The organism is Polaromonas sp. AER18D-145 (genome assembly GCF_002379095.1).
GTDB lineage: Bacteria > Pseudomonadota > Gammaproteobacteria > Burkholderiales > Burkholderiaceae_C > Polaromonas.
The window spans coordinates 18,466-39,463 of the sequence record NZ_NBZV01000002.1 but is presented as its reverse complement, the minus strand read 5'-3'; the positions used below and the strand labels follow the sequence as shown (position 1 = coordinate 39,463).

The 20,998-nt window shown below is 65.2% G+C and carries 25 protein-coding genes; 13 read left to right on the top strand and 12 right to left on the bottom strand.

Annotation, left to right across the window (positions count from 1 at the left end; translation table 11 throughout):
• Window positions 1-48 precede the first annotated feature (48 nt).
• Genes B7G52_RS01680 through B7G52_RS01655 form a run of 6 tightly spaced genes read right to left on the bottom strand, consistent with a single transcriptional unit; the run spans window position 49 to window position 6,319 of the window.
• Window positions 49-1,362, bottom strand: a complete 1,314-nt coding sequence (locus tag B7G52_RS01680; protein WP_096695754.1) for a sulfate adenylyltransferase subunit 1 — start codon at window positions 1,360-1,362, stop codon at window positions 49-51.
• A complete protein-coding gene (gene cysD, locus B7G52_RS01675; RefSeq protein ID WP_096695752.1) occupies window positions 1,362-2,294 on the bottom strand; it encodes a sulfate adenylyltransferase subunit CysD in 933 nt (310 codons plus the stop codon). The genes B7G52_RS01680 and cysD overlap by 1 nt, the downstream gene beginning before the upstream one ends.
• Complete coding sequence (locus B7G52_RS01670) at window positions 2,291-3,262, bottom strand: phosphoadenylyl-sulfate reductase (protein ID WP_096695750.1); 972 nt, start codon at window positions 3,260-3,262, stop codon at window positions 2,291-2,293. The genes cysD and B7G52_RS01670 overlap by 4 nt, the downstream gene beginning before the upstream one ends.
• A 2-nt stretch (window positions 3,263-3,264) precedes the next feature.
• Complete coding sequence (locus B7G52_RS01665) at window positions 3,265-3,660, bottom strand: DUF934 domain-containing protein (protein WP_096695748.1); 396 nt, start codon at window positions 3,658-3,660, stop codon at window positions 3,265-3,267.
• A 9-nt stretch (window positions 3,661-3,669) separates the two neighbouring features.
• Window positions 3,670-5,490, bottom strand: coding sequence for a nitrite/sulfite reductase (locus B7G52_RS01660; protein WP_096695746.1), 1,821 nt, complete (start codon window positions 5,488-5,490; stop codon window positions 3,670-3,672).
• Between the two features lie 37 nt (window positions 5,491-5,527).
• Window positions 5,528-6,319 carry a sulfite exporter TauE/SafE family protein gene (locus tag B7G52_RS01655; protein ID WP_096695744.1) on the bottom strand — a complete coding sequence of 264 codons (792 nt, stop codon included), beginning with the start codon at window positions 6,317-6,319 and terminating at the stop codon, window positions 5,528-5,530.
• Window positions 6,320-6,520: 201 nt separating this feature from the next.
• On the opposite strand from B7G52_RS01655, the gene B7G52_RS01650 reads away from it, so the two are divergent.
• A complete protein-coding gene (locus B7G52_RS01650) occupies window positions 6,521-7,342 on the top strand; it encodes a response regulator (RefSeq protein ID WP_096695742.1) in 822 nt (273 codons plus the stop codon).
• A gap of 42 nt (window positions 7,343-7,384) precedes the next feature.
• On the opposite strand, the gene mnmC is transcribed toward B7G52_RS01650, so the two are convergent.
• Both mnmC and B7G52_RS01640 read right to left on the bottom strand, forming a co-directional pair.
• Window positions 7,385-9,280, bottom strand: a complete 1,896-nt coding sequence (gene mnmC, locus B7G52_RS01645) for an FAD-dependent 5-carboxymethylaminomethyl-2-thiouridine(34) oxidoreductase MnmC (protein ID WP_096695740.1) — start codon at window positions 9,278-9,280, stop codon at window positions 7,385-7,387.
• A 27-nt stretch (window positions 9,281-9,307) separates the two neighbouring features.
• Window positions 9,308-9,583 carry an oxidative damage protection protein gene (locus tag B7G52_RS01640; RefSeq protein WP_096695738.1) on the bottom strand — a complete coding sequence of 92 codons (276 nt, stop codon included), beginning with the start codon at window positions 9,581-9,583 and terminating at the stop codon, window positions 9,308-9,310.
• 144 nt (window positions 9,584-9,727) lie between these two features.
• On the opposite strand from B7G52_RS01640, the gene B7G52_RS01635 reads away from it, so the two are divergent.
• From B7G52_RS01635 to alkB, 8 genes are all read left to right on the top strand, one after another.
• Window positions 9,728-10,768, top strand: a complete 1,041-nt coding sequence (locus tag B7G52_RS01635; protein WP_170954654.1) for a sulfate ABC transporter substrate-binding protein — start codon at window positions 9,728-9,730, stop codon at window positions 10,766-10,768.
• Window positions 10,769-10,869: 101 nt separating this feature from the next.
• On the top strand, window positions 10,870-11,484 hold the full coding sequence (locus tag B7G52_RS01630; protein WP_096695734.1) for a class I SAM-dependent methyltransferase: 615 nt from the start codon (window positions 10,870-10,872) through the stop codon (window positions 11,482-11,484).
• Window positions 11,485-11,669: 185 nt separating this feature from the next.
• Complete coding sequence (locus B7G52_RS01625) at window positions 11,670-12,023, top strand: hypothetical protein (protein ID WP_096695732.1); 354 nt, start codon at window positions 11,670-11,672, stop codon at window positions 12,021-12,023.
• On the top strand, window positions 12,010-12,243 hold the full coding sequence (locus B7G52_RS01620) for a hypothetical protein (protein ID WP_096665230.1): 234 nt from the start codon (window positions 12,010-12,012) through the stop codon (window positions 12,241-12,243). Before B7G52_RS01625 ends, B7G52_RS01620 begins: the two co-directional genes overlap by 14 nt.
• A 23-nt stretch (window positions 12,244-12,266) precedes the next feature.
• Window positions 12,267-12,704: a thioredoxin TrxC gene (gene trxC / locus B7G52_RS01615; RefSeq protein ID WP_096695730.1), complete on the top strand. Its 438-nt coding sequence runs from the start codon at window positions 12,267-12,269 to the stop codon at window positions 12,702-12,704.
• A gap of 193 nt (window positions 12,705-12,897) precedes the next feature.
• On the top strand, window positions 12,898-13,362 hold the full coding sequence (locus tag B7G52_RS01610; protein ID WP_096695728.1) for a hypothetical protein: 465 nt from the start codon (window positions 12,898-12,900) through the stop codon (window positions 13,360-13,362).
• Between the two features lie 157 nt (window positions 13,363-13,519).
• Window positions 13,520-14,233 carry a 2OG-Fe(II) oxygenase gene (locus B7G52_RS01605; RefSeq protein ID WP_096695726.1) on the top strand — a complete coding sequence of 238 codons (714 nt, stop codon included), beginning with the start codon at window positions 13,520-13,522 and terminating at the stop codon, window positions 14,231-14,233.
• 25 nt (window positions 14,234-14,258) lie between these two features.
• On the top strand, window positions 14,259-14,909 hold the full coding sequence (alkB, locus tag B7G52_RS01600; protein WP_096695724.1) for a DNA oxidative demethylase AlkB: 651 nt from the start codon (window positions 14,259-14,261) through the stop codon (window positions 14,907-14,909).
• 173 nt (window positions 14,910-15,082) lie between these two features.
• On the opposite strand, the gene B7G52_RS23195 is transcribed toward alkB, so the two are convergent.
• The gene (locus B7G52_RS23195) at window positions 15,083-15,340 is read right to left on the bottom strand and encodes a hypothetical protein (protein WP_141397365.1); all 258 of its coding nucleotides are present in this window, start codon (window positions 15,338-15,340) and stop codon (window positions 15,083-15,085) included.
• Between the two features lie 190 nt (window positions 15,341-15,530).
• On the opposite strand from B7G52_RS23195, the gene B7G52_RS01595 reads away from it, so the two are divergent.
• On the top strand, window positions 15,531-16,064 hold the full coding sequence (locus tag B7G52_RS01595) for a BON domain-containing protein (RefSeq protein ID WP_096695723.1): 534 nt from the start codon (window positions 15,531-15,533) through the stop codon (window positions 16,062-16,064).
• On the opposite strand, the gene B7G52_RS01590 is transcribed toward B7G52_RS01595, so the two are convergent.
• Together B7G52_RS01590 and B7G52_RS01585 are read right to left on the bottom strand one after the other, a co-directional pair.
• A complete protein-coding gene (locus B7G52_RS01590; protein ID WP_096695722.1) occupies window positions 16,051-16,371 on the bottom strand; it encodes an antibiotic biosynthesis monooxygenase in 321 nt (106 codons plus the stop codon). The two genes, B7G52_RS01595 and B7G52_RS01590, sit on opposite strands and share 14 nt — an antisense overlap.
• Window positions 16,372-16,423: 52 nt before the next feature.
• Window positions 16,424-17,017 carry a hypothetical protein gene (locus B7G52_RS01585; RefSeq protein WP_096695721.1) on the bottom strand — a complete coding sequence of 198 codons (594 nt, stop codon included), beginning with the start codon at window positions 17,015-17,017 and terminating at the stop codon, window positions 16,424-16,426.
• A gap of 192 nt (window positions 17,018-17,209) precedes the next feature.
• On the opposite strand from B7G52_RS01585, the gene B7G52_RS01580 reads away from it, so the two are divergent.
• Together B7G52_RS01580 and B7G52_RS01575 are read left to right on the top strand one after the other, a co-directional pair.
• A complete protein-coding gene (locus B7G52_RS01580; protein ID WP_096695720.1) occupies window positions 17,210-17,764 on the top strand; it encodes an NADPH-dependent FMN reductase in 555 nt (184 codons plus the stop codon).
• Between the two features lie 3 nt (window positions 17,765-17,767).
• Window positions 17,768-19,174 carry an APC family permease gene (locus tag B7G52_RS01575; protein WP_096695718.1) on the top strand — a complete coding sequence of 469 codons (1,407 nt, stop codon included), beginning with the start codon at window positions 17,768-17,770 and terminating at the stop codon, window positions 19,172-19,174.
• Window positions 19,175-19,189: 15 nt separating this feature from the next.
• Here the strand turns inward: B7G52_RS01575 and B7G52_RS01570 are convergent, their stop codons facing one another.
• Window positions 19,190-19,837, bottom strand: a complete 648-nt coding sequence (locus B7G52_RS01570; RefSeq protein ID WP_096695716.1) for an FMN-dependent NADH-azoreductase — start codon at window positions 19,835-19,837, stop codon at window positions 19,190-19,192.
• Between the two features lie 230 nt (window positions 19,838-20,067).
• On the opposite strand from B7G52_RS01570, the gene B7G52_RS01565 reads away from it, so the two are divergent.
• The gene (locus B7G52_RS01565) at window positions 20,068-20,973 is read left to right on the top strand and encodes a LysR family transcriptional regulator (protein WP_096695714.1); all 906 of its coding nucleotides are present in this window, start codon (window positions 20,068-20,070) and stop codon (window positions 20,971-20,973) included.
• Window positions 20,974-20,998: the final 25 nt, after the last annotated feature.

Sequence of the window (20,998 nt, the reverse complement as noted above, 5' to 3'; positions counted from 1 at the left end):
ATTCCGTGAGCAGGGTTAAGTCGGGTGCCAGATCGGGGCTGATCCTGATCAAAGGATCAGCGCGGCGCCCGAGGTCTTGTTCGATGCCGTGTCCACCAGCACCAGCGAGCCCAGGACCCGCGAGCGGGCGTAAGGCAGGGTGGCCAGCGGGGCCTGCAGGCTCAGCTCGATGTGGCCGATGGCGTTGGGCGGCAACTCACTGGCGTCTTCCTCGGCCAGGGTATTGACGTCGAGCTTGTGCACGATGCGTTTGACCTTGGCCTTGACCCAGCGGTGGCCGTGCAGCGCCCAGTAGACACGCCCGGCAACCAGCGGTTCGTCGTCCATCCAGGCGATGGTGACCGACAGCTCGCGCGTGGGCTCAAAGGTGTCGGCAGCCAGCAGCCAGTCGCCGCGCGACACGTCGACTTCCCGGTCCAGCACGATGCCGGCGCTGTGGCCGGCCAGAATGGACTTGGGCTGGCGGGTGTGGTCGAGCACCTGGGCCACCACGGCGGTTTGTCCGCTGGGCAGCACGGTGACGGTCTGGCCCGGCTGCACGCCGCCGGTGGCGACACGGCCCCAGAAGACGCGGCGGCCCTGGGAGGTGTCCGACGAGGACGAGAATTTTTCCACCCACTGCACCGGGAAGGCAAAAGCCTCGGTGCTTTCGGCCGGGGTGGTCGGCAGGTGCTCCAGCAACTGCAGCAGCGACAGGCCTTCGTAGCTGCACCAGCCGGGCATGGCGTCCACCACGTTGTGGCCCTTGAGCGCGGAAATCGGCACGATGGCCCGGACCGGGATCTGCGCAGCCTGAGCGAAGGTCGTCAGCGCCGCGCTGATGTTTTTGAAGGCCAGTGTGGGATCTTCCACGGCGTCGAGCTTGTTGACCGTGAACACAATGGACGGCACACGCAGCAGGTTGACCAGCAGCGCGTGGCGCCGCGTTTGCGGCAGCAGTTCCATGGACGGGGTTGTCCAGTCCAGCTTGGTGGCATCGACCAGCACCACGGCGGCGTCGGCGCTCGACGCGGCGGTGACCATGTTGCGGGTGTACTGCTCGTGGCCGGGCGCGTCGCCGATGATGAACTTGCGGTTTTCGGTAGCGAAGTAGCGGTAGGCCACGTCGATGGTGATGCCCTGCTCGCGTTCGGCGGACAGGCCGTCGGTCAGCAGGGCCAGGTCGGTCTCGCCGCCGCGCTGCACACCGGCCAGGTGGTCCTGCAACACGGCCTTGCTGTCCACCAGCAGGCGGCCGATCAGCGTGCTCTTGCCGTCATCGACCGAACCGCAGGTGATGAACTTCAGCGCGGATTTCAGGTCATTTTGGCCTGTAGCGCCCGTCAGCTCTGCGCTGTCAGCTATCAAATCAGTAGTGCTCATCAGAAGTACCCGTCTTTCTTGCGCTTTTCCATCGAAGCGTCGGAGGTTTTGTCGTCCATGCGTGTGGCGCCGCGCTCGCTCACGTCGGCGGCCAGGGTCTCGATGACGATCTCGGCGGCGGTGGCGGCCGGACTGTCCACCGGGCAGGTGCAGGTGATGTCGCCCACGGTGCGGAAACGCACGGTTTTCTCGACCACTTCCTCGCCCTCGCGCGCCGGTGTGAGTTCGGTCACTGGCACCAGGAGGCCCTTGCGTTCGACGACCTTGCGCTGGTGCGCGTAGTACAGCGAGGGCAGGGCAATGGCTTCACGCTCGATGTATTGCCAGACGTCGAGTTCGGTCCAGTTGGAGATCGGGAACACACGGAAGTGTTCACCGGGCTGCAGCCGGGTGTTGAACAAGGTCCAGAGCTCGGGCCGCTGGGCCTTGGGCTGCCACTGGCCGAAGCTGTCGCGGTGCGAGAAGATGCGCTCCTTGGCGCGGGCTTTTTCTTCGTCGCGGCGCGCACCGCCAATCAGCGCGTCAAAGCGGAATTCGTCAATCGCTTCCAGCAAGGTCACCGACTGGTGCACATTGCGCGACTCGCCGGGATGCGCCAGACGCACCGTGCCGCGTTTCATCGAGTCCTCGACGTTGCGCACGATCAGCTCGGCGCCCAGTTCTTTCGCGCGCAGGTCGCGGAAGTCGGTCACCTCGTGGAAATTGTGGCCCGTGTCTATCATCAGCAGCGGGTAGGGGATGCGGCCCACGCCAAAGGCTTTCTCGGCGCACTTGAGCATGACCAGCGAGTCCTTGCCGCCCGAAAACAGCAGGGCCGGGCGCTCGAAGGCGGCGGCCACTTCGCGCAGGATGAAGATGGTTTCTTCCTCGAGCGCGTCGAGGTGGGAATTGCTCAGTTTGCTGAGCAGTTGGGGTTCGGCGCGTGCGTTCATGCGGGGATCTCTCGAATGGGGATGATGCTGGAAGTACGACCGGAAAGCGGTCTGGACAGCGGTTCAAACGCGGCCGGTTCCTCGGCTTCGTGCGTGCCGTCGGCCGTCACATGCAAGCCACATTCCTTCGCGCTTTCCTGTTGGCTTCGGCCGGGCTCTTTTGAGCCCTTCACGCCGGCGGAGCCGGCATGAGCCTGCGCCGAAACTTCAGCGCTTTCCCTCTCGCTGCGCAAGAGGGACGACGCTGGCGCGTCGTTGGAATGCGGCTCGACATGCAAGCCGCATTCCTTCGCGCTTTCGTTTTCCCACCACCAGCGGCCGGAGCGGAAGTCTTCGCCCAGGGTCACGGCGCGGGTGCAGGGCGCGCAGCCTATGCTGGGGAAAAACTGGTCGTGCAGCGGGTTGAAAGGAATGTTGTGCAGCGCGATGTAGTGCCAGACGTCGCCCCAGGTCCAGTCGGCCAGCGGGTTGATCTTGGCGCGGCCTTCCTGTTCCTCGACGTCATGCACCTCGGCACGGGCGCTGGACTGCTCGCGGCGCAGGCCGGTGATCCAGCCTTTTTTGCCGGCCAGGGCACGCTCCAGCGGCTCCATCTTGCGGATGTGGCAGCAGGCCTTGCGCAATTCCAGGCTCTTGTACATCGCGTCGTTTCCGTTGGCCTGCACAAAGGCGCTTGCCGCCTCCAGGTCAGGACGGTACACATCGACATGGCGCAGGTAGCGTTCCTCGATGCGCGGGATCAGCGCGACGGTTTCGGCATGCAGCATGCCGGTCTCCAGCACAAAGATGCGGCTGTCGATGCCGGCTTCCTCGAGCAGCTGCGTGACCACCATGTCCTCGGCGCCCAAGCTGGAGGCCTGGGTCAGCGGGGAATGTTTTTGCGCCGACGATTGCAGCAGCGCGATGCTGCGCGCGAGTTTCTGCGCGAAGTCGGGCGAGGCCTTGGCGTAGAGCGATATGGCACCCATGGTCAGGCCGCCTCTGCAAAGTGGGGGACGACATGCACCGCGTCGCCCTGGTAGCGGCCCACACCGTAGCCGGGGTAGCTGGCCAGCACGCGTTGGGCCGTGGCCATGTCCTGGTCGGCGCGCAGCACGGCGACGTCAAAGCCGCTGCGCTCCATCTGCGCGAGCTGGTCGGCCAGCACGTCGCCCGTGGCGCGGATCTCGCCCTCAAAGCCGCGCCGGCGGCGCAGTAAAAAGGCCTGGCTGAAGGCGCGGCCGTCGGTGAACTTCGGGAAGTGCAGGTCGATGCGTGTCACGCCCTCCAGCGGTGCCTGCAACGGGTCGGCATCGTTGGCCAGCGCAAGCACCGTGCGGTCTTCGGCGCCTGCCGGGGTGTGGTCGGTCAATGGCAAAAGTTTCATGGGTTCTCCTCAGGCAACCGCAGCGGCGGCGGGTGTGGCTGCAAAACGTGCGCTGTTGGCAGCCAGCTTGAACGGGTCGATGCCGACACGGCGCAAGGTGGCGATAAAGGTTTCGCCGGCTTCGCGCTCGCGCCGGTAGGTGTCGAGCACGGCTTCAATCACTTCAGGCACTTCGGCGGCGGAAAACGAGGGGCCGACGACCTTGCCGGGCACCGGCGCGCCGCTCAGCGTGGAGCCGTCCGAGCCGCCCAGCGTCACCTGGTACCACTCCTTGCCGTCCTTGTCCACGCCCAGGATGCCGATGTGGCCGCTGTGGTGGTGGCCGCAGGAGTTGATGCAGCCGCTGATGTGCAGGTCGATCTCGCCGAGGTCGTGCAGCTCGTCCATGTCCTGGTAGCGCTCGGTGATCGCCTCGGCGATCGGGATCGAGCGTGCATTGGCCAGTGAGCAGAAATCGCCGCCGGGGCAGGCGATCATGTCGGTCAGCAGCCGGATGTTGGGGCGGGCAAAACCGGACTTGCGCGCAGCGCGCCAGAGTTCGGGCAACTCGTCGCAGCGCACCCAGGGCAGCAGCAGGTTCTGGTCGTGCGTGACGCGCACCTCGCCGGCGCTGAAACGGTCGGCCAGGTCGGCCGCCACGTCGAGCTGGTCGGCGGTGGCGTCGCCAGGCGCCTGACCCAGGCGCTTGAAGGACAGGGTCACGGCGCGCAGGTCGGGGTTCTGGTGCGGCGCCACGTTCTGCTTGAGCCAGCGGCCGAACTCGATGTCGTCCTCGGCGGCGGCGCGCAGGATGTTGGCAATCTTCGCATCGGCACTCTTGCGGTCGCACTGGAGCGTGGGTGGCACAAAGGAGGCCGTCACGCGGTCCAGCTCGGCCTGCGTGATGGTGTGCGGGCCGCCGTCGTGCTCCATGATCTGCAGGTACTCGGCTTCCACGTCGTCGATGTACTTCTGGCCCTCGGCTTTCACCAGGATCTTGATGCGCGCCTTGTACATGTTGTCGCGCCGGCCATAACGGTTGTACACGCGCACGATGGCCTCGATGTAATTCATGATCTGGTGCCACGGCAGGAACTCGCGGATCACGCTGGCAATGATGGGCGTGCGACCCATGCCGCCGCCGACCAGCACCTTGAAGCCCAGCTCGCCTTCGGCATTGCGGATCAGGTGCAGGCCCACGTCGTGCCAGGCGGTGGCCGCGCGGTCTTCTTTGGCGCCGCTGATAGCGATCTTGAACTTGCGCGGCAGGAAGGCGAACTCGGGGTGCAGCGTGCTCCACTGGCGCAGGATTTCACCAAAGGGCCGCGGGTCGGCGATCTCGTCGACCGCAATGCCGGCACGTTCGTCGCTGGTGATGTTGCGTATGCAGTTGCCGCTGGTCTGGATGCCGTGCATGCTGACGCTGGCCAGCAGGTCCATCACGTCGGCCGACTTGTCCAGTGGAATCCAGTTGTACTGGATGTTCTGGCGCGTCGTGAAGTGGGCATAACCGGCGGTCAGCTTGGAGGCCACCGACAGGCCGCTTTTGAGGTTGACCGGACCGAGCTTGTCCTGGGCCGCCTGCGCGTCATTGAACAGCGCGGCATTCGGCTGATCATATTCACGGGCGATTTTTGCCAGCACACGCACCTGCGCACTAGAGAGTTCGCCATAAGGCACGGCGACGCGCAGCATGGGCGCATAACGCTGGACATACCAGCCGTTTTGCAGGCGAAGCGGGCGGAAGTCGTCTTCGGCCAGCTGGCCGGACTGCCAGCGGGTCAGCTGGTCGCGGTACTGGCTGGCGCGGGCTTTCACAAACTGGCGGTCAAATTCGGTGTATTGGTACATGGCGGTCAGGGATCAGGTGATTCAGGGGGTCAGATGGTCAGATGGCGATGAGTTTGGCGCCGGCATAAGCCAGCAGCACGGAAAGCAGGGAGCGTATCCAGCGGTCGGGCGTGCTGTTGACCAGGCGCGAGCCGAGCCAGATGCCAGGCAGCGAGCCGGCCAGCAGTTTGGCCAGCAGCAGCCAGTCGACCGAGCCGATGGACGCGTGGCCGAAGCCGGCCACCAGCGTCAGTGGAACCGCATGGGCGATGTCGGCGGCCACGATGCGCGGCAGCGGCAGGGCCGGGTAAAGCAGCATCAGCACAATCACCCCGATGGCGCCGGCGCCCACCGAGGTCAGTGTCACCAGCACACCGATCACGGCGCCAAACAGCACCGGCAGGGCCCAGTGGCGCGGCTGCGTGGCCGCGGCCAGGGCATCCGGGGCGATCTGGCGCGGGGCGGCTTTGCCATAAACGGCCTTGTAGAACGTGGCGCTCGCCGTGAGCAACAGCGCCACACCCAGCGTGGTGGTCATCGCGGCCTGGGCCGCCGGGCTGGCCGGCCCGACGAGATGCAGCACATACAGCGTGGCCAGCGAGGCCGGAATGCTGCCGGCCGCCGTCTGGCCGACAATTTTCCAGTCCACCAGCCGGGCTCGCGCCAGGCCAACCGTGCCGCCCAGCTTGGTGAAGGCGGCAAACAGCAGGTCGGTGCCGATCGCCAGATGCGGCTTGACGCCGAAAAAGAAAATCAGCAAAGGTGTCATGAGCGAGCCCCCGCCCACACCGGTCAGTCCCACCACGAGACCGACGGCAAAACCCGCAAAAACAAAAGCAAAATCATGCATAAGCAGCCGACTTTAGGGTGAGGGCTTATGAAAACAAACTACAGATTTGTTGTTCGCTTATGCGAATAAGCTTATTCGCCAGTGTTCATGCGGCTTTGGGGGTCTGATCACTGAATTCCGTGTCATCGGGACAACGCCATCAGCAAAATTTGGACACAAGCCCCGTATCATCCACGGCAATAACAATGAGGGGGCGGGGCAGTGAAACGGATATTCGTCAAGTTTTTCGGTTTCAGCGGCACCGAGCGCCAGGCACTGGATCTGGTGTTTCGCCTGTCCGAGTCGCGCGATGTGGTGTATTCGGCCTGGACAGCGCAAACCGCGGAGGCGATAGAAGCGCCCGATGTGCTGATCATCGACGGCGACAGCTGGGAGGCGGTGCTGGCATTGGCCAACCCCGCCCACGACGGCATCAAACTCATCTGGATTGGCGATGAGGCGCCCGCCCAGGCCTGGCGCGTGTTTCCGGCGCCGGTCAAATGGTCGGCCGTGCTGGAGGCGATGGACGAGGCCTTCGGGCTCCTGCCGCTGCTTTCTTTACCTGAACCCCAGGCCTCGCTGCCGATGGATCTCGACCTCGCGCACGATGAGGACCTCGATGTGGTGTTCGATGAAGTCGACGCTACCGAACCCCTGCCGCTGGAGCCGGGCGTGTTGCCCTTGGCCGGGCGGCGGGTGCTGGTGGTGGACCCCGGGCGCGATGACCGCCTGTACCTGCGCGCCAAGCTGGCCGCCGCTGGCCTGCACGAGGTGGACGAAGCGGCTACCGGCACCGAGGCCCTGATTCTGCTGAACACCCATGCCTACCTGCTGGCGACGGTGGACCTCGGGCTGACCGACATGGACCCCTGGCAGCTGATCAAGGCGGTGGACAACACCCGGCCGGCCATTGCCCATATGTTTGTCACCGGCACGGCGCCGGCCTGGCAGCAGGGGCTGCGGGCCCGTTTTTCCGGTGCGCAGGTCTACCTGAAAAAACCCTTGCACCCCGGGCAGCTCAAGAAATTGCTACGAAATATATAGCTGCCTGCATATATCTATCAGGGGCTGGGGCCCGAAAAGGCTTCAGATCACGGGGTCCACGGGCGCCACCCGTTGTTTGAGCAGGCTGGCGCGCTGCGGCGCCAGTGCCTGCAACATGCGCTGGTCCACCGGCAAGGGTTCGTCATGCAACCGGGCAGCGAGCAGTTCGCCGCCGAGCACGGCAAACGTCAACCCGCGGGAACCCATGGCCGTGTTCAGCCAGAGCCCGGGTTGCCGCAAGGGATGGACCGGGCCCACCAGCGGCAACCGGTCCGGTGACGCGCATCGCACGCCGGCCCAGGCCCGGGCGCTGCCGTCCTGAAAATCTGCTGCCAGTTGGCGCGCCGTGTGCGGCAGCAGGGTCTGCAGGCGCGCCAGGTTGGCCTGCTGGTCGGCCGGGTCGGGCCGGCTGTCATGGCGGTCGCGCTGAAAACCGGCGCCGGCCATCCACGCCACGCCATCATCGACCGGCACGGCGGGGAGCAAGCTGCCATGGCCGTTGACCGGGAAGGCGGGAAACACGCTGTCGTCGGCAGTGCGCCGCAGGCCCCAGGAGACCTGGCCGCGAATCGCCTGCAGCGGCAGCCCGCCGTCCACCAGCAGCCCGCTGGCATGGGCCGCGGCCAGCACCACAAGATCGGCCCGCGCGATGACCTGCGCCTGGGCGTCGAACACCTGCCATTGGCCGGTGGCGTCGCGTTCCAGCCGCGCTGCCCGCACGCCGCCGCGCCAGGTGATGCCGGGCTGCGCGAGCAGGGCCTGCACCAGCCGGACCGGCTTGATCCAGCCGGCCCGGTGGTGCCAGGTGGCCGCCGAGGCCGGAGCCAGCCCGGCCTGTTCGAGTTGCGCCGCGCTGGCCGGCTCGCTCCAGTCGCGGCCGGCGTCGGGCCAGTCGGCAGGCAGGCCGCCGCTGTCGTCCAGGCGCCGCTCCAGCACGCCGCTGGCCTGCCAGTCGCAGCCTTCCTGCAGCAGCGCCCGGGCCTGTTGCAGCGTGGCGCGCACGCCGCAGCGCGACAGGCGCGACAGCAGGCTGTCGTCGGGCGAGACATGCGGCACCAGCACGCCGGCCGGCAGGCCGGAGGCGCCGCCGGCCGGCGCGTCATGCGCGTCCAGCACCAGGACCTGCCAGCCGCGCCGCGCCAGGCTGGCCGCCGTGGCCGCACCGGCCAGGCCGGCGCCGATGACGACACAGCTCGAGGGCAGCACCGGCGCCACGGGCGCACTGCCGGCCACCTTGCGCGGCACCCAGCGCGGGGCGAACTCGCCCTGCAGGTTGTCGCGTTTGGGCGGCAGGCCCGGGGTTTTGTGCACGACGAAGCCGCACTGGGCCAGACCGTCGAGCACGCTGCGCGCCACCGTCCAGCTGGCGATGCGGGTGCCGCGGCGGCAGCAGCGCGCCACCGCCTTGAGCGTGTGGAGGTCCCAGATACCGGGGTTTTTCGCGGGGCTGAAGCCGTCCAGGTACACCGCGTCGGCGGCCAAAGCCTGCTCGCGCAGCACGGCCTTGGTGTCGCCGATACACAGGGTGAGCAGCACATGGCCGCCCTCGAACACCAGCCGGTGTGCACCGGACAGCAGGCCCCAGCACTGGGCCTGCAGTTGCTCGGCCAAAGGCAGCAGTTCAGGGTGGGCCGCGGCGGCACGCAGGATGTCGGCGGCGCCGGCCGGGTGCGCCTCGGTGGCCACAAAATGCAGCAGCCGCGGGCGCGCGGGGTCGGCCTTCCAGGCCTGCCAGGTCACCAGGAAGTTCAGCCCGAGGCCGAAGCCGGTTTCCAGGATGCACCACTGCGGCTGGCCGGCCCAGGCGGCAGGCAGGCCGCAGCCGTGCAAAAACACCTCGCGCGACTGCGCCAGCCCGCCGAGTTCGCTGCGGTAGCGGTCGCCAAAACGCGGACTGTAAGGCGTGCCGTCGGCCAGCCACTCAATCACTTCAGCCATGGCTGGCGAAGAAAAAACCAGTCAGGTTCAGGATTCCGTGGGTGGAACGTAGCCCTGCACCTTGTCGGCGCCACTGCCGAAAAAGTGGTTTTCCATTTGCCGCGCCAGGTACTGGCGGGCGCGGGCGTCGGCGAGGTTCAGGCGGTTTTCATTGACCAGCATGGTCTGCTGCTTCATCCACTCTGCCCAGGCTTCCTTGCTGACTTCTTCCCACAGGCGTTTGCCCAAGGGACCGGGGTAGGGGGGGAAGTCCAGACCTTCGGCTTCCCGGCCCAGTTTGATGCATTTGACGGTACGTGCCATGGGGATTTCTTTCGTGGAATCTGGTTATAGATGATTTGGATATTAAGAACTAAATTTTTATTCATTCCTGTTTTGGTCTGCCGCTTCCAGAATCCAGCTTCTTACTCAAACCCGCATGCAAATGCACCGGACCAGAAAGCAGACATGACCTTACGCCGTCATTTTATGAATGTTTCCACCCGCCTGGCAGTAGCCGTTGCACTGGCAGGGTCGGCGGGGGCTGCGCTGGCGCAAGCGCCAGCCGCCAAACCCCCCGTGACCCTGCTCAACGTGTCCTACGATCCGACCCGCGAGTTCTACGTGGAATACAACGCCGCCTTCGCCAAATACTGGAAGGCCAGGGCCGGCCAGGACGTGACCATCAAGCAGTCGCACGGCGGTTCGGGCAAGCAGGCGCGCTCCATCATCGACGGGCTGGATGCCGACGTGGCCACGCTGGCGCTGGCCGGCGACACCGATGCGCTGGTCAAGAACGGTGCATGGCTCGCCCCCGACTGGCAGCAGAAGCTGCCGCACAACTCGTCGCCCTACACCTCGACCATCGTGCTGGCCGTGCGCCAGGGCAACCCCAAGGGCATCAAGGACTGGGATGACCTGATCAAGCCCGGCATCAGCGTGATCACGCCCAACCCCAAAACCTCGGGCGGTGCCCGCTGGAACTACCTCGCGGCCTGGGAGTTCGCCAAGCGCAAATACGGCAGCGATGCCAAGGCCAAGGAGTTTGTCGCCAAGCTCTACGGCAACGTGCCGGTGCTCGACACCGGCGCGCGCGGCTCCACCATCACTTTTGCCCAGCGCGCCCAGGGCGATGTGCTGATCGCCTGGGAAAACGAGGCCTACCTGCTTGAAAAAGAATTCGGTGCCAGGTTCGACGTGGTGGCGCCTTCGATCAGCATCCTGGCCGAACCAGCGGTGGCCGTGGTGGACAAAAACGTCGACAGGAAAGGCACACGCGTCGTGGCCGAGGCGTACCTGAAGTACCTGTATTCCGAAGAAGGCCAGGACATCGCCGGCAAGAACTTCTACCGCCCTGCGGTTTCGCAAAAAGCCATCGCCAAATATGCCAAACACTTTCCCAGGCTGAACCTGTTCACCATCGACCAGGCCTTCGGCGGCTGGGCCAAGGCCGACAAGGAACACTTTTCGGACGGGGGGTCCTTTGACCAGATCTACGTCCGCAAGTAAGCATCAACAGTCCCGGGCACTGCCAGGTTTGATGCATGTCAGCCCGCGTTGCTCCGACGTGACTATCATGAACAGATCAGATGCTCACCCGGAGACGTTTCATGGAACCCAAATCGCATTGGGAGCAGGTCTATACCGCCCATGCCGCCGAAGCCGTGAGCTGGTACCAGCCGCACGCCACCTTGTCGCTCGAGCTGATCCTGCGTGTCGCGCCCGACAAGTCGGCGCGCATTGTCGATGTGGGGGGCGGGGCTTCCCGCCTGGTGGACGACCTGCTGAACCACGGCATGACGGATGTGAGCGTGCTGGATATTTCCGGTGCGGCGCTTGATGTGGCGCGCCGCCGGCTCGGTGAGCGGGCAGGGCGGGTGCGCTGGATCGAGGGCGACATCACGACCGTGCCGCTGGAGAAGGCCAGCATCGATGTCTGGCATGACCGGGCTGTTTTCCATTTCCTCACCGATCCGGCGGACCGCGCCGCTTATGTCGCCCAGGTGCGCCGTGCCGTGCGCCCGGGCGGGCATGTCATCGTGGCGGCCTTTGCCCCGGATGGGCCCCTGCAATGCAGCGGCCTGCCCGTGGTGCGGTACGCGCCCGATGCGCTGCATGCCGAGTTTGGCGGCGCTTTTGAACTGCTGGAGCATTTGCAGGAAGACCATCGAACGCCTTCCGGTGCCCTGCAGCATTTCGTTTATTGCCATTGCGTCCTGCATTGACGGGGCCCCAAAAGACGGCCCGGCACGCAACCCGCTGCAGGCATCCTGACGGGAGCAGTTTTTTGAAGCGAAACAAGCCTTCAGCCCTTGTTGGACGGTCGCTGTCAGCTATCAAAAGAATAGTAAGCCGCGGGGTCGGTGCATTCCGGCTTGTTTTTCGGCCAAAAGCCCCCAGTTTTGAAGGCATGAACACGACCCAAACCCCTTCTTTCAGTGCCGACCTGACCGTGACGCACGTGCTGGCTGAGCTGCTTGAGCGGCTGGAGCACAGTACCGTTCCGGTCGGTCCGGAGCAATACCGCTCGGTGGTGACCCATCTGGTGCAGGCGCTGGGCGGCGTAGAGCCCGGTCGCGAATTGGGTGCTTTGCTCGACACCCACCCGGCCGCGGCCGAATTGTACGAAAATGTCTTCTACCAGCATGCGGGCCTGTGCCGCTCGCCGCTGGATCCGGCGCTGGCTGCCGAACGGCAGGCCAGGCAAGCCATAGAGCGCGCAATGCGCCAACCCAACCAAGGAAACACCCATGGCCAGAGCTGATGCCAAAACCACCGTCCTTGCCGACGGACTGCGTTACAAATCCAAGGTGTCGGGCTCCCCGTTTGTCGCGTCCGCTTCTTTCGGTGCTGCCACGATGTCGTGCTTCATGTGCGGCAAACACCGTCCCCGCTCGCAGATGGGCACTCGCAAGGTGCTGGGCAAGTCCCACGCCGTATGCGCACCGTCGTGCAAGGCGCTGGACGAAGCCAACAACAGCTGATTCAGGCCGCCGACGGGGTACAGATGACGGATTCCCTGCACATCGTGTGTCCACACTGCCACACGACCAACCGCGTCAAAAGCGCGGACCTGGCCAAGGCGCCGGACTGCGGCAGCTGCCACAAGGCGCTGTTCACCGGGCAGCCGGTCAACCTCGACGAAGCGGCATTTGACCGCCACATCACGCGCAACCAGATCCCGGTACTGGTCGATTTCTGGGCGCCCTGGTGCGGCCCCTGCCTGCAGATGGCGCCGGCCTATCAACAGGCCGCCGCGCAGCTGGAGCCCGCGGTTCGCGTGGCCAAGGTGGACACCGAGGCCGCCCGCAGTCTGGGCGCACGCTTCAACATCCGTAGCATTCCCACGCTGGCGCTGTTCGTGAACGGCCGCGAGGTTGCGCGCCAGCCCGGTGCCATGGGCGCCGCCGACATCGTGCGCTGGACGCGGTCGCACACCGGCTGAAGCCTGTGCTGCGTGGCCGGGCCTGCGCCTGGCCCTCAACTTGTCCGGCAGCCTGCCGTTAAGCAGGTATGGCTCTGCTGCTTGTCCTTCAAAAAATCACGCTTGTTGTCCCGGCGCATGTCCGCCGGTACGGATGCAGGCGGGGGCACGGGTTGACAGGCCTGCCGCTGGCTGATTTTTCCGGAGAACCGTCATGATTCGCACCAACACCATTGGCCTCAAAGAGGTTTGTCTCACCGCTGTTTCTGCGCTGGACGAGCTGGTGTTTGAGCTCATCTGCGGCAGCCCGCAGAGCTTGTCGCCCATGTTCCTGGACTGGGTGGCCGACGAAGCCACGCCTTTTGTCGAGCGGCAGGTCGCCAGGTCCTTCGCCACGCCGCATTTTGCGGCCAGCCTGCGCATGGGTGACCAGCGCGTGGCCATGGCGCGCTGGGTGCGGCTGTGGGTCGGCCCGCGCATCGTGGCCGGTTTTGAGGAACTGGCTGGCTGCCTGCCGGAGTTTGCGGATAGCCGGCCCGCTGGCCGGCTGCCTGTGCCGGTGGATGCCGCGAGATCCGGCGCCAGCAGGTTCGGCCATCGTTTCCTCGCCATGCTGGGGCTGGCCGGCGCCGGCACCGCCGGCTTGCAGGGCGCCCCCGCCACGCTATCAGTAAAGTAGCTGCTGGCGCCCGTGTTCATTGGGCTGGAAGCCGATTTCATGCATAAAATCGGGGCATCCCCGCCCCCTGTGCTGAATCGGCGCGATGTCCGGTTCCGGCGAGCCTGACGGCGGCCCTTGGCCTACGCTTGGGTTTTCTCCAGGACACTCACCCGCCATGAACACCTTGTTGACGTACCGGCCGGCCGGAACCGGCTGGCCGGCACTGACCGAAGAACTGCAGACGCGCGGCAGCGCCGTGTTGCCGCAGCTGCTGACCCCTGCCCAGTGTGCGGCAACCGCCGGGCTTTACCGGCAAGGCGCGCTGTTTCGCAGCCGCGTCGTGATGGCGCGGCACGGCTTTGGCCAGGGCGAATACCAGTACTTCAGCTACCCGCTGCCGGAGCTGGTTCAGCAATTGCGTAGCGCGCTGTACCCGCGGCTGGTGGACGTGGCCAACCGCTGGAACGAAGCCATGGGCATCGCCGTGCGTTATCCGCCCGACCATGCGCAGTTTCTGGCGCGCTGCCATGCGGCCGGCCAGACGCGGCCGACACCCTTGTTGCTGCAGTACGCAGAAGGCGACTACAACTGCCTGCACCAGGATTTGTATGGTGAACATGTGTTTCCGCTGCAGGTGGCGGTGCTGCTGTCGCGGCCGGGGGATGACTTCACCGGCGGCGAGTTTGTGCTGACCGAGCAGCGCCCGCGCATGCAGTCCCGCCCCGAGGTGGTGCCGCTCAGCCAGGGCGACGCCGTGGTGTTTGCCGTGCACCACCGGCCGGTGCAGGGCTGCAGGGGTTTTTACAGGGTCAACATGCGCCACGGCGTCAGCACGGTACGCTCGGGCCATCGCCACACGCTGGGTGTGATTTTTCATGACGCACAGTAGCGCCTGAATTTACGCAGGAGAACGCTTGACCGCCGATCTTTTTGACGAGTTGCCCGTGGCGGTGTCGCGTGAAACGCTGGCACCCGGTGCCGCGTTGCTGCACGGTTTCGCAGGCGAGGAGGGCGCAGCCCTGCAACAAGCCATCGCCGAGGTCACCCGCCAGTCGCCGTTTCGCCATCTGGTCACGCCGGGGGGCTATACCATGTCGGTGGCCATGAGCAATTGCGGCGCGCTGGGCTGGGTGTCGGACCGCAGCGGCTACCGCTACGACGCGCTGGACCCGCTGTCGGGCCGGCCCTGGCCCGCCATGCCCGCGACTTTGCGGAACCTGGCCGCGCGCGCGGCAGCGCAGGCCGGGTTTCCCCACTTCGAGCCCGACGCCTGCCTTGTCAACCGTTACGAGCCGGGCGCTCGGCTCTCGCTCCACCAGGACCGGGACGAGCAGGATTTCTCCGCCCCCATCGTCTCGGTGTCGCTGGGCCTGCCCGCCGTGTTCCTGTTCGGCACGGCCAGTCGCAAGGACAAGCCGCAGCGCCATCGGCTGCAGCATGGTGATGTGGTGGTCTGGGGCGGGCCGGCGCGGCTGGCCTTTCATGGCGTGGCACCACTGGCCGATGGCGAACACGCGCTGCTGGGCCGCCAGCGCATCAACCTGACGTTTCGCCGCGCGGGTTGAGTTTTACAGGAAAAATCGGGCGCTAGCCCTTATCAAACGGGCGTAATTTGCTATAAAAAACGGAGCAAAGAACGAAGTGTTCAGAGCCTCACCGGCGCATGCGGTAGCCGCGGGCTTTCAGGTGAAAGTGGTCACTGCGTCGGCAAGTGCCCTGTGTTCCGGGAACCGCGAGACTAGAAGTGTTCGCTCCCCAGCACCAGTGGATGGTCCGGCGTGTAGCTGGCGCCCGCCACGATGTGGTCGGCAGCACGGGCGTGAATCATCTCGGCGTCGAGCGCATAGGCTTTTTTCAGCGAGTCCGACCCTTGGGTCGCGTCGAAGTGCTCCTCCATCGCTGCCCGGGAAATTTTGACAGGAATGACTCTGCCAGCGTGTGATATCCCGAAGCTGAGCCAGTCGCCGTGGTCTTCGACTTTTAAAGACGATTCCATGCATCCCTCCTTAAAAAATTCGAGAATAGCGGAGCATCTGCGGGACGTACAGACTGGGAGAAACCACTAAGCCCCCGATTTTTTGACAAGATGTGCAACGGTATTCCGGTTTCCTGGTTTGCCGGACTTGCCGGCCTTTGGCAGGGTCGGATGAAGCACCGGTGCGGTGCGATTTTGACGGGAGGGCAGCATGCACCATCACCATGACCATCAACGTTTCCGATGCATCGTGCTGTGCTGGCCGCTGCATCTGGCGCTGCTTCTGGGGCCGATGCCTTGTCTGGCCCAAGACGCGGCGGAGCGCCGCAACTGGTTCAACGATCCCTTCTTCCAGATCGCCGCCCAGGCGCCACGCTGCCCGGTGCCGCTTGGCCCTGACTTGACCGCAGCAGAGCAGCGTGCCGAAGCGCATGACCGGGCCGAGCGCGGCACCAGTTGTTGGCTGGCCGGCCGATGCGCACGCTCCAACGCCTATGCCTACGACCAGGACATTGCCCGGGCCCTCCAGGCCCGCGTGGGAGCGCTCAAGCCCGTCACCGGCAGCAGCCTGTGGGTGACGGTGCAGCGGCGCATGGTGTTCATTGAGGGCTGTGTCCCCGACCGGCGCCGCGTGGCCGTGCTGCAGGCCTGGGCGAAAGGTGTGCCCGACGTCGAGCAGGTGCTGGTCAATGCGTCGACTGGGCCCAAGGCACCGGCGCCCTACAGGACGCTCACGTCGCCCTGAGTTCCGGCAGCACCGACCACTGCGGCTCTTCAAATTCGCCGATCACCGTGACCTCGCAATGGCGCGCGTGTTTGTCGAGGATGGCGCGCACGGTGGCATCGCGGCGGTCGTCCTTGGCATCGCGGTGCGCCTTGGACTCCCAGGTGGCAATCGCCAGCAGGGTGTCGGGCGAGCCGATCTTGCGGTGCAGGTAAGTGCCGCGCGCGCCCGGCGTGCGCTGGATGATTTCACTGGCGCTGATCCAGGCGGCGGCGTACTCATCCACCGTGTAGCCGGGCTTCATGCGGACTTCGAAAATGAACTTCATGCAACTGTCCTCCGGGAAACGGTGACACGGCCCGGCATGGCGCAGGCCGGCCCTAGTTCTTCATCTCTTTTTCCAGCGCCAGGCGGAACGCCTCGAGCTTGGCATGGTAGTCGGCGGCTTCGCCGTAGGCCAGAAAGCGCTCGTAGCGTGAGTGGGAGCTGAACAGCTGGCGCGCGTGTTTGATGGGGCAGAAATACTGCTCGGTCCGCGCCACGATTTCGGCCGCGTAGGCAATCAACCCGTTGGCGTAGGCGCAGTAGGTGCAGTGAAAACGCTCGAAGGCGTTGAGGTAGGCCAGGTGCCGGCGGTCCAGGGCGAAGTAGTCGGCCCGCGGCACCTTGGCAATCCTGTAGATCGGGAAGCAACTGGCCTGGTACAACGTGACGCAGAGATCAAGCACAGCCAGCGGAACGATCAGGCTGTAGATGATGGGCCCGGTCAGAAAATTTTGCGGGCGGTCCGTCACGATCCAGCGCCACAGGCTGCGTTTCAATTTGCGATGCGTCTCGCGGATCGATCCCTCGAATTCGACCCGTTTGCCCTTGAACTGGTAGAAAAGCTGCGTTTCCTGCTGACGCAGCGCGGAGCGCAGCTCGTCTTCCAGCGTGGTGATCTGGCCGAGCAGCTCTTTGATTTTGGGGTTCAAGGTATTTCCAATATGTGGGTCGGGGGCGCAAGCGGTGATGGCGAACCATTATTGATGTTTTCCCGGGCATAAGGCCATCGCGGTATCCGCTTGCTGTTTTGTCCTCACGCCGCGCAATGTCGGGCCGCCTCGCATAATGGTCCGTCCCCTTCATGGGTCCCGCCAGTCAGACCATTTTTTCAGGAGAACCTCATGGCTCACTACCGCATCGCCGTTGTCGTCGGCAGCATTCGCAAGGATTCATTCAACAAAAAGCTCGCGCTGGCGCTTGAAAAGCTGTTCCCGGCGGATTTCAGTTTCACCCATGTGCGCATCGACGACCTGCCGCCCTACAACCAGGATGACGACGGCAACCCCTCGGCGCAGGTGACGCGCCTGAAGGGCGAGATCACGGCGGCCCAAGGGCTGCTGTTCTTTACGCCTGAATACAACCGTTCGATTCCCGGCGTCCTGAAAAACGCGATTGACCATGCCTCGCGTCCCTACGGGAAAAGCGTGTGGAACGGCAAGCCTGCGGGTGTGCTGGGCGCGTCCGTCGGCCCCATTGGCACGGCGCTGGCGCAGCAGCACCTGCGCAACATCCTGGCCTACCTGAACGTGCCCACCCTGGGCCAGCCCGAAGCGTTTGTCCATGCCAAGGAAGGCCTGTTTGACGAAGGCGGCAACATCGGCGAGGCGAGCCGCAAGTTCCTGCAGGGCTGGGTGGACAGCTATGTGGGTTTTGTGAAAAAGCACGCGGTCGCCTGAGTCATGGCCGCCGCACCTGTTCCCGGCAAACCCGTCACGGGCGGCACTGCGGCCGAGCCTGCCCTGCATCGCGTCATGGGGCCATGGCTGCTGCTGCTTTTTATCGTCGGCGACATTCTTGGCACCGGCATTTATGCGCTGACGGGCCAGGTCGCCAAGCAGGTGGGTGGGGCGGTGTGGCTGCCTTTTCTGGTGGCTTTTGTGGTGGCCCTGATCACCGCCTTCAGCTACCTTGAGCTGGTCACCAAGTACCCCCGGGCTGCCGGTGCGGCGCTGTATGTGCACAAAGCCTTCGGCGTTCATTTCATCACCTTCATCGTGGCGTTTGCTGTGATGTGTTCGGGCATCACCTCGGCGTCCACCGCGTCACGCGCCTTTGCGGCCAACCTGGCCGGCGCCTTCAACCTGGATCTGGGAAGCGGCTTCGGCATAACCGCTGTCGGTCTGGGCTTCATGGCATTGGTGGCGGCGGTGAATTTCCGCGGCGTCGGGGAAAGTGTCAAGGCCAATGTACTGCTGACCTGTGTGGAATTGACCGGCCTCTTGATCATCATCTGCATCGGCGCCTGGGCCATCGGCACGGGGCAGGGCGACGTCTCGCGTGTGATGCAGTTCAAGGCGACGGCCGACGGCGGCAGCGCCTTCTGGTCGGTGATTGCCGGCACCTCGCTGGCTTTTTTTGCGATGGTGGGTTTCGAGGATTCGGTCAACATGGCCGAGGAGAGCAAGGAGCCGTCGCGCATCTTCCCCAAGGTGCTGTTGGCTGGCCTGTTCATCACCGGGCTGGTTTACGTTCTGGTGTCCATCGCGGCGATCACGCTGGTGCCGCCCGAGAAGCTGGCCGAAGGTGAGACCCCGCTGCTGCAGGTGGTGCAGGCAGGCGCGCCGGGCTTTCCTGTCGAGTTGTTCGGTTTTATCACCATGTTTGCCGTGGCCAACAGTGCGCTCATCAACATGCTGATGGCCAGCCGGCTGGTTTACGGCATGAGCCGCGAGGGCGTGTTGCCGGCGGTGCTGGGCAAGGTGCATGCGGCGCGGCGCACGCCCTATGTGGCCATTGCGTTCACGACCTTGTTGGCCTTTGGCCTGATTACTTTTGTCGGCGAGGTGCCGGCCCTTGGCGGCACCACGGCGCTGCTTCTGTTGGTGGTATTCACCATCGTCAATATTGCCGTGCTGGTGCTGCGCAAGGACAAGGTCAGCCACAAGCATTTTCACGCGCCGCTGGTGCTGCCGGTGCTCGGTGCCATGTCCTGCGCCTTTCTGGTGGGGCCATGGACGGGGCGTGACCCGGTGCAGTACAAGATCGCCGCCGTGCTGCTGGTGATCGGCGTGGTCCTGTGGGGCGCAACACTGGCCCTGCAGAAAAAAGGGCGGCACAAGGCCGCCCGTCCTGCGTCAACGGCCTGAAGCCGCTGTGCCCTTTCAGGCTGCCAGTGCGGCCTGCGCTTCGTTGGCGGCAGTGGCTTGCGCCGCGATGTCAGCGGTGGCGGCAGCCAGGGCGGCGGCTTTGGCCGCATCGCCCATGGCCAAGCCTTCGGCGCGCACAAAACGCACGTCGGTGATGCCGAAGAAGCCGAACACGGTCTTCAGGTAGCTTTCCTGGTGCTCCATGGCATTGCCGGCGTCGCTGGTCGAGTACACACCGCCGCGCGCGGACGCCACGATCACGGTCTTGCCGCCGGCCAGGCCGACCGGGCCCTTGTCGGTGTAGGTGAAGGTGCGGCCGACCTGGGCAATGCGGTCAATCCAGGCCTTGAGCTGGGTGGGGATGGAGAAGTTGTACAGCGGTGCGCCAACCACAATCGCGTCGGCGGCGAGGAACTGGGACACCAGCGCTTCGGAAATCGCGTTCTCGCGCTTCTGCGCGTCGCTCAGGTCGCTGCCGGCGGGCATGCGAAAACCCAAGGACTCGGCCGACAGGTGGCTGGGGGTGTCCACGGCCAGGTCGAGGTAGCTGACTTCGGTGGCGGGGTGGCCGGCGCGCCAGGAGGCGACGATCTGGGCGGTCAGCTGGCGCGACACGGAGTTGCCGCCGAGGATGCTGGAGTCGATGTGCAGAAGCTTGGTCATGAGGGGTTCCTTGAAAGGGGATGAATCGGTGGTTGGCCGTATTCACCATGAATCGCAGCCATGGATAGATTGTGCGGATGAATCCATTCATTGATAAGATGGCAAAAATGCGATACATCGTCCTATAAACAGGACAATCGACGCGGCAGACCCCCGATCAGGGGGCCGCCATCCGTGGAGCCGGGCCCAAGCCCGGGGCAACACACCACCAACCAACCGGGGAGCCGCCCATGCAGGATCTGAACGACATGCTGTATTTCGCCGAAGTGGCCGAGCGCGGCGGCTTTGCGGCGGCGGGCCGGGCGCTGGGCCTGCCCAAATCGCGGCTCTCGCGCCGGGTGGCCGAGCTGGAGGCGCAGCTTGGCGTGCGGCTGCTGCAACGCACCACGCGCAAGCTGTCGCTGACCGAGGCGGGCGAGCTCTACCTGCGCCACTGCGTGGCCATGCGCGACGAGGCCCTGGCCGCTGGCGAGGCCGTGGCGCAGATGCAGAGCGAGCCGCGCGGGACGCTGCGCATCAGTTGCCCGGTGACCCTGGCGCAGGGCACGCTGGGCTACCTGATTCCGCAGTTCCTGGCCCAGCACCCGCATGTGAAGCTCGACATGCGGGTGACCAACCGGGTGGTGGACCTGGTGGAGGAGGGCATGGACGTGGCGCTGCGCGTGCGCCCCACGCTGGACGACAGCGGCAGCCTGGTCGTCAAGCAGCTGGGGGCCTCCTGCAGCTATTTGCTGGCCAGCCCCGATCTGCTCAGGCGGCAGGGTGCGCCGGCCACGCCCGACGATCTGAAAAACCTCGACACGGTTGCGATGTCGGCCACCGAGGGGCGCAGCGCCTGGGAGCTGCTGGGCCCGCAGGGGCAGGAGTTTGTGTTGCAGCACCAGCCGCGTTATGTGGCCGATGACCTGCAGACGCTCAAGCTGGCGGTGCTGGCCGGCACCGGCATGAGCTTTTTGCCGGAGATGTTGTGCACGGCCGAGCTGCAGGCCAGGCTGCTGGTGCCGGTGCTGCCCGGCTGGGCCTTGCGGCCGGGCATGGTGCATGCCGTGTTTCCTTCACGCCGGGGCCAGGTGCCGGCCGTGCGCAGTTTTCTGGACTTTCTGGGCGAGCACCTGAAGGCCGAGGAGATGGTTTAGCAGTTAAGTGAGTCGCTCTTGTTTT

What these genes read in the sequence shown, in the direction of transcription:
- trxC (WP_096695730.1), top strand. Translation starts at nt 12,267, where the DNA reads ATGACGGATTCCCTGCACATCGTGTGTCCACACTGCCACACGACCAAC.
- B7G52_RS01635 (WP_170954654.1), top strand. Translation starts at nt 9,728, where the DNA reads ATGACCTTACGCCGTCATTTTATGAATGTTTCCACCCGCCTGGCAGTA.
- B7G52_RS01575 (WP_096695718.1), top strand. Translation starts at nt 17,768, where the DNA reads ATGGCCGCCGCACCTGTTCCCGGCAAACCCGTCACGGGCGGCACTGCG.
- B7G52_RS01605 (WP_096695726.1), top strand. Translation starts at nt 13,520, where the DNA reads ATGAACACCTTGTTGACGTACCGGCCGGCCGGAACCGGCTGGCCGGCA.
- B7G52_RS01670 (WP_096695750.1), bottom strand. Translation starts at nt 3,262, where the DNA reads ATGGGTGCCATATCGCTCTACGCCAAGGCCTCGCCCGACTTCGCGCAG.
- cysD (WP_096695752.1), bottom strand. Translation starts at nt 2,294, where the DNA reads ATGAACGCACGCGCCGAACCCCAACTGCTCAGCAAACTGAGCAATTCC.
- B7G52_RS01660 (WP_096695746.1), bottom strand. Translation starts at nt 5,490, where the DNA reads ATGTACCAATACACCGAATTTGACCGCCAGTTTGTGAAAGCCCGCGCC.
- B7G52_RS01620 (WP_096665230.1), top strand. Translation starts at nt 12,010, where the DNA reads ATGGCCAGAGCTGATGCCAAAACCACCGTCCTTGCCGACGGACTGCGT.
- B7G52_RS01680 (WP_096695754.1), bottom strand. Translation starts at nt 1,362, where the DNA reads ATGAGCACTACTGATTTGATAGCTGACAGCGCAGAGCTGACGGGCGCT.
- B7G52_RS01580 (WP_096695720.1), top strand. Translation starts at nt 17,210, where the DNA reads ATGGCTCACTACCGCATCGCCGTTGTCGTCGGCAGCATTCGCAAGGAT.
- B7G52_RS01565 (WP_096695714.1), top strand. Translation starts at nt 20,068, where the DNA reads ATGCAGGATCTGAACGACATGCTGTATTTCGCCGAAGTGGCCGAGCGC.
- B7G52_RS01630 (WP_096695734.1), top strand. Translation starts at nt 10,870, where the DNA reads ATGGAACCCAAATCGCATTGGGAGCAGGTCTATACCGCCCATGCCGCC.
- B7G52_RS01610 (WP_096695728.1), top strand. Translation starts at nt 12,898, where the DNA reads ATGATTCGCACCAACACCATTGGCCTCAAAGAGGTTTGTCTCACCGCT.
- B7G52_RS01655 (WP_096695744.1), bottom strand. Translation starts at nt 6,319, where the DNA reads ATGCATGATTTTGCTTTTGTTTTTGCGGGTTTTGCCGTCGGTCTCGTG.
- mnmC (WP_096695740.1), bottom strand. Translation starts at nt 9,280, where the DNA reads ATGGCTGAAGTGATTGAGTGGCTGGCCGACGGCACGCCTTACAGTCCG.
- B7G52_RS23195 (WP_141397365.1), bottom strand. Translation starts at nt 15,340, where the DNA reads ATGGAATCGTCTTTAAAAGTCGAAGACCACGGCGACTGGCTCAGCTTC.
- B7G52_RS01590 (WP_096695722.1), bottom strand. Translation starts at nt 16,371, where the DNA reads ATGAAGTTCATTTTCGAAGTCCGCATGAAGCCCGGCTACACGGTGGAT.
- B7G52_RS01595 (WP_096695723.1), top strand. Translation starts at nt 15,531, where the DNA reads ATGCACCATCACCATGACCATCAACGTTTCCGATGCATCGTGCTGTGC.
- B7G52_RS01625 (WP_096695732.1), top strand. Translation starts at nt 11,670, where the DNA reads ATGAACACGACCCAAACCCCTTCTTTCAGTGCCGACCTGACCGTGACG.
- B7G52_RS01665 (WP_096695748.1), bottom strand. Translation starts at nt 3,660, where the DNA reads ATGAAACTTTTGCCATTGACCGACCACACCCCGGCAGGCGCCGAAGAC.
- B7G52_RS01640 (WP_096695738.1), bottom strand. Translation starts at nt 9,583, where the DNA reads ATGGCACGTACCGTCAAATGCATCAAACTGGGCCGGGAAGCCGAAGGT.
- B7G52_RS01570 (WP_096695716.1), bottom strand. Translation starts at nt 19,837, where the DNA reads ATGACCAAGCTTCTGCACATCGACTCCAGCATCCTCGGCGGCAACTCC.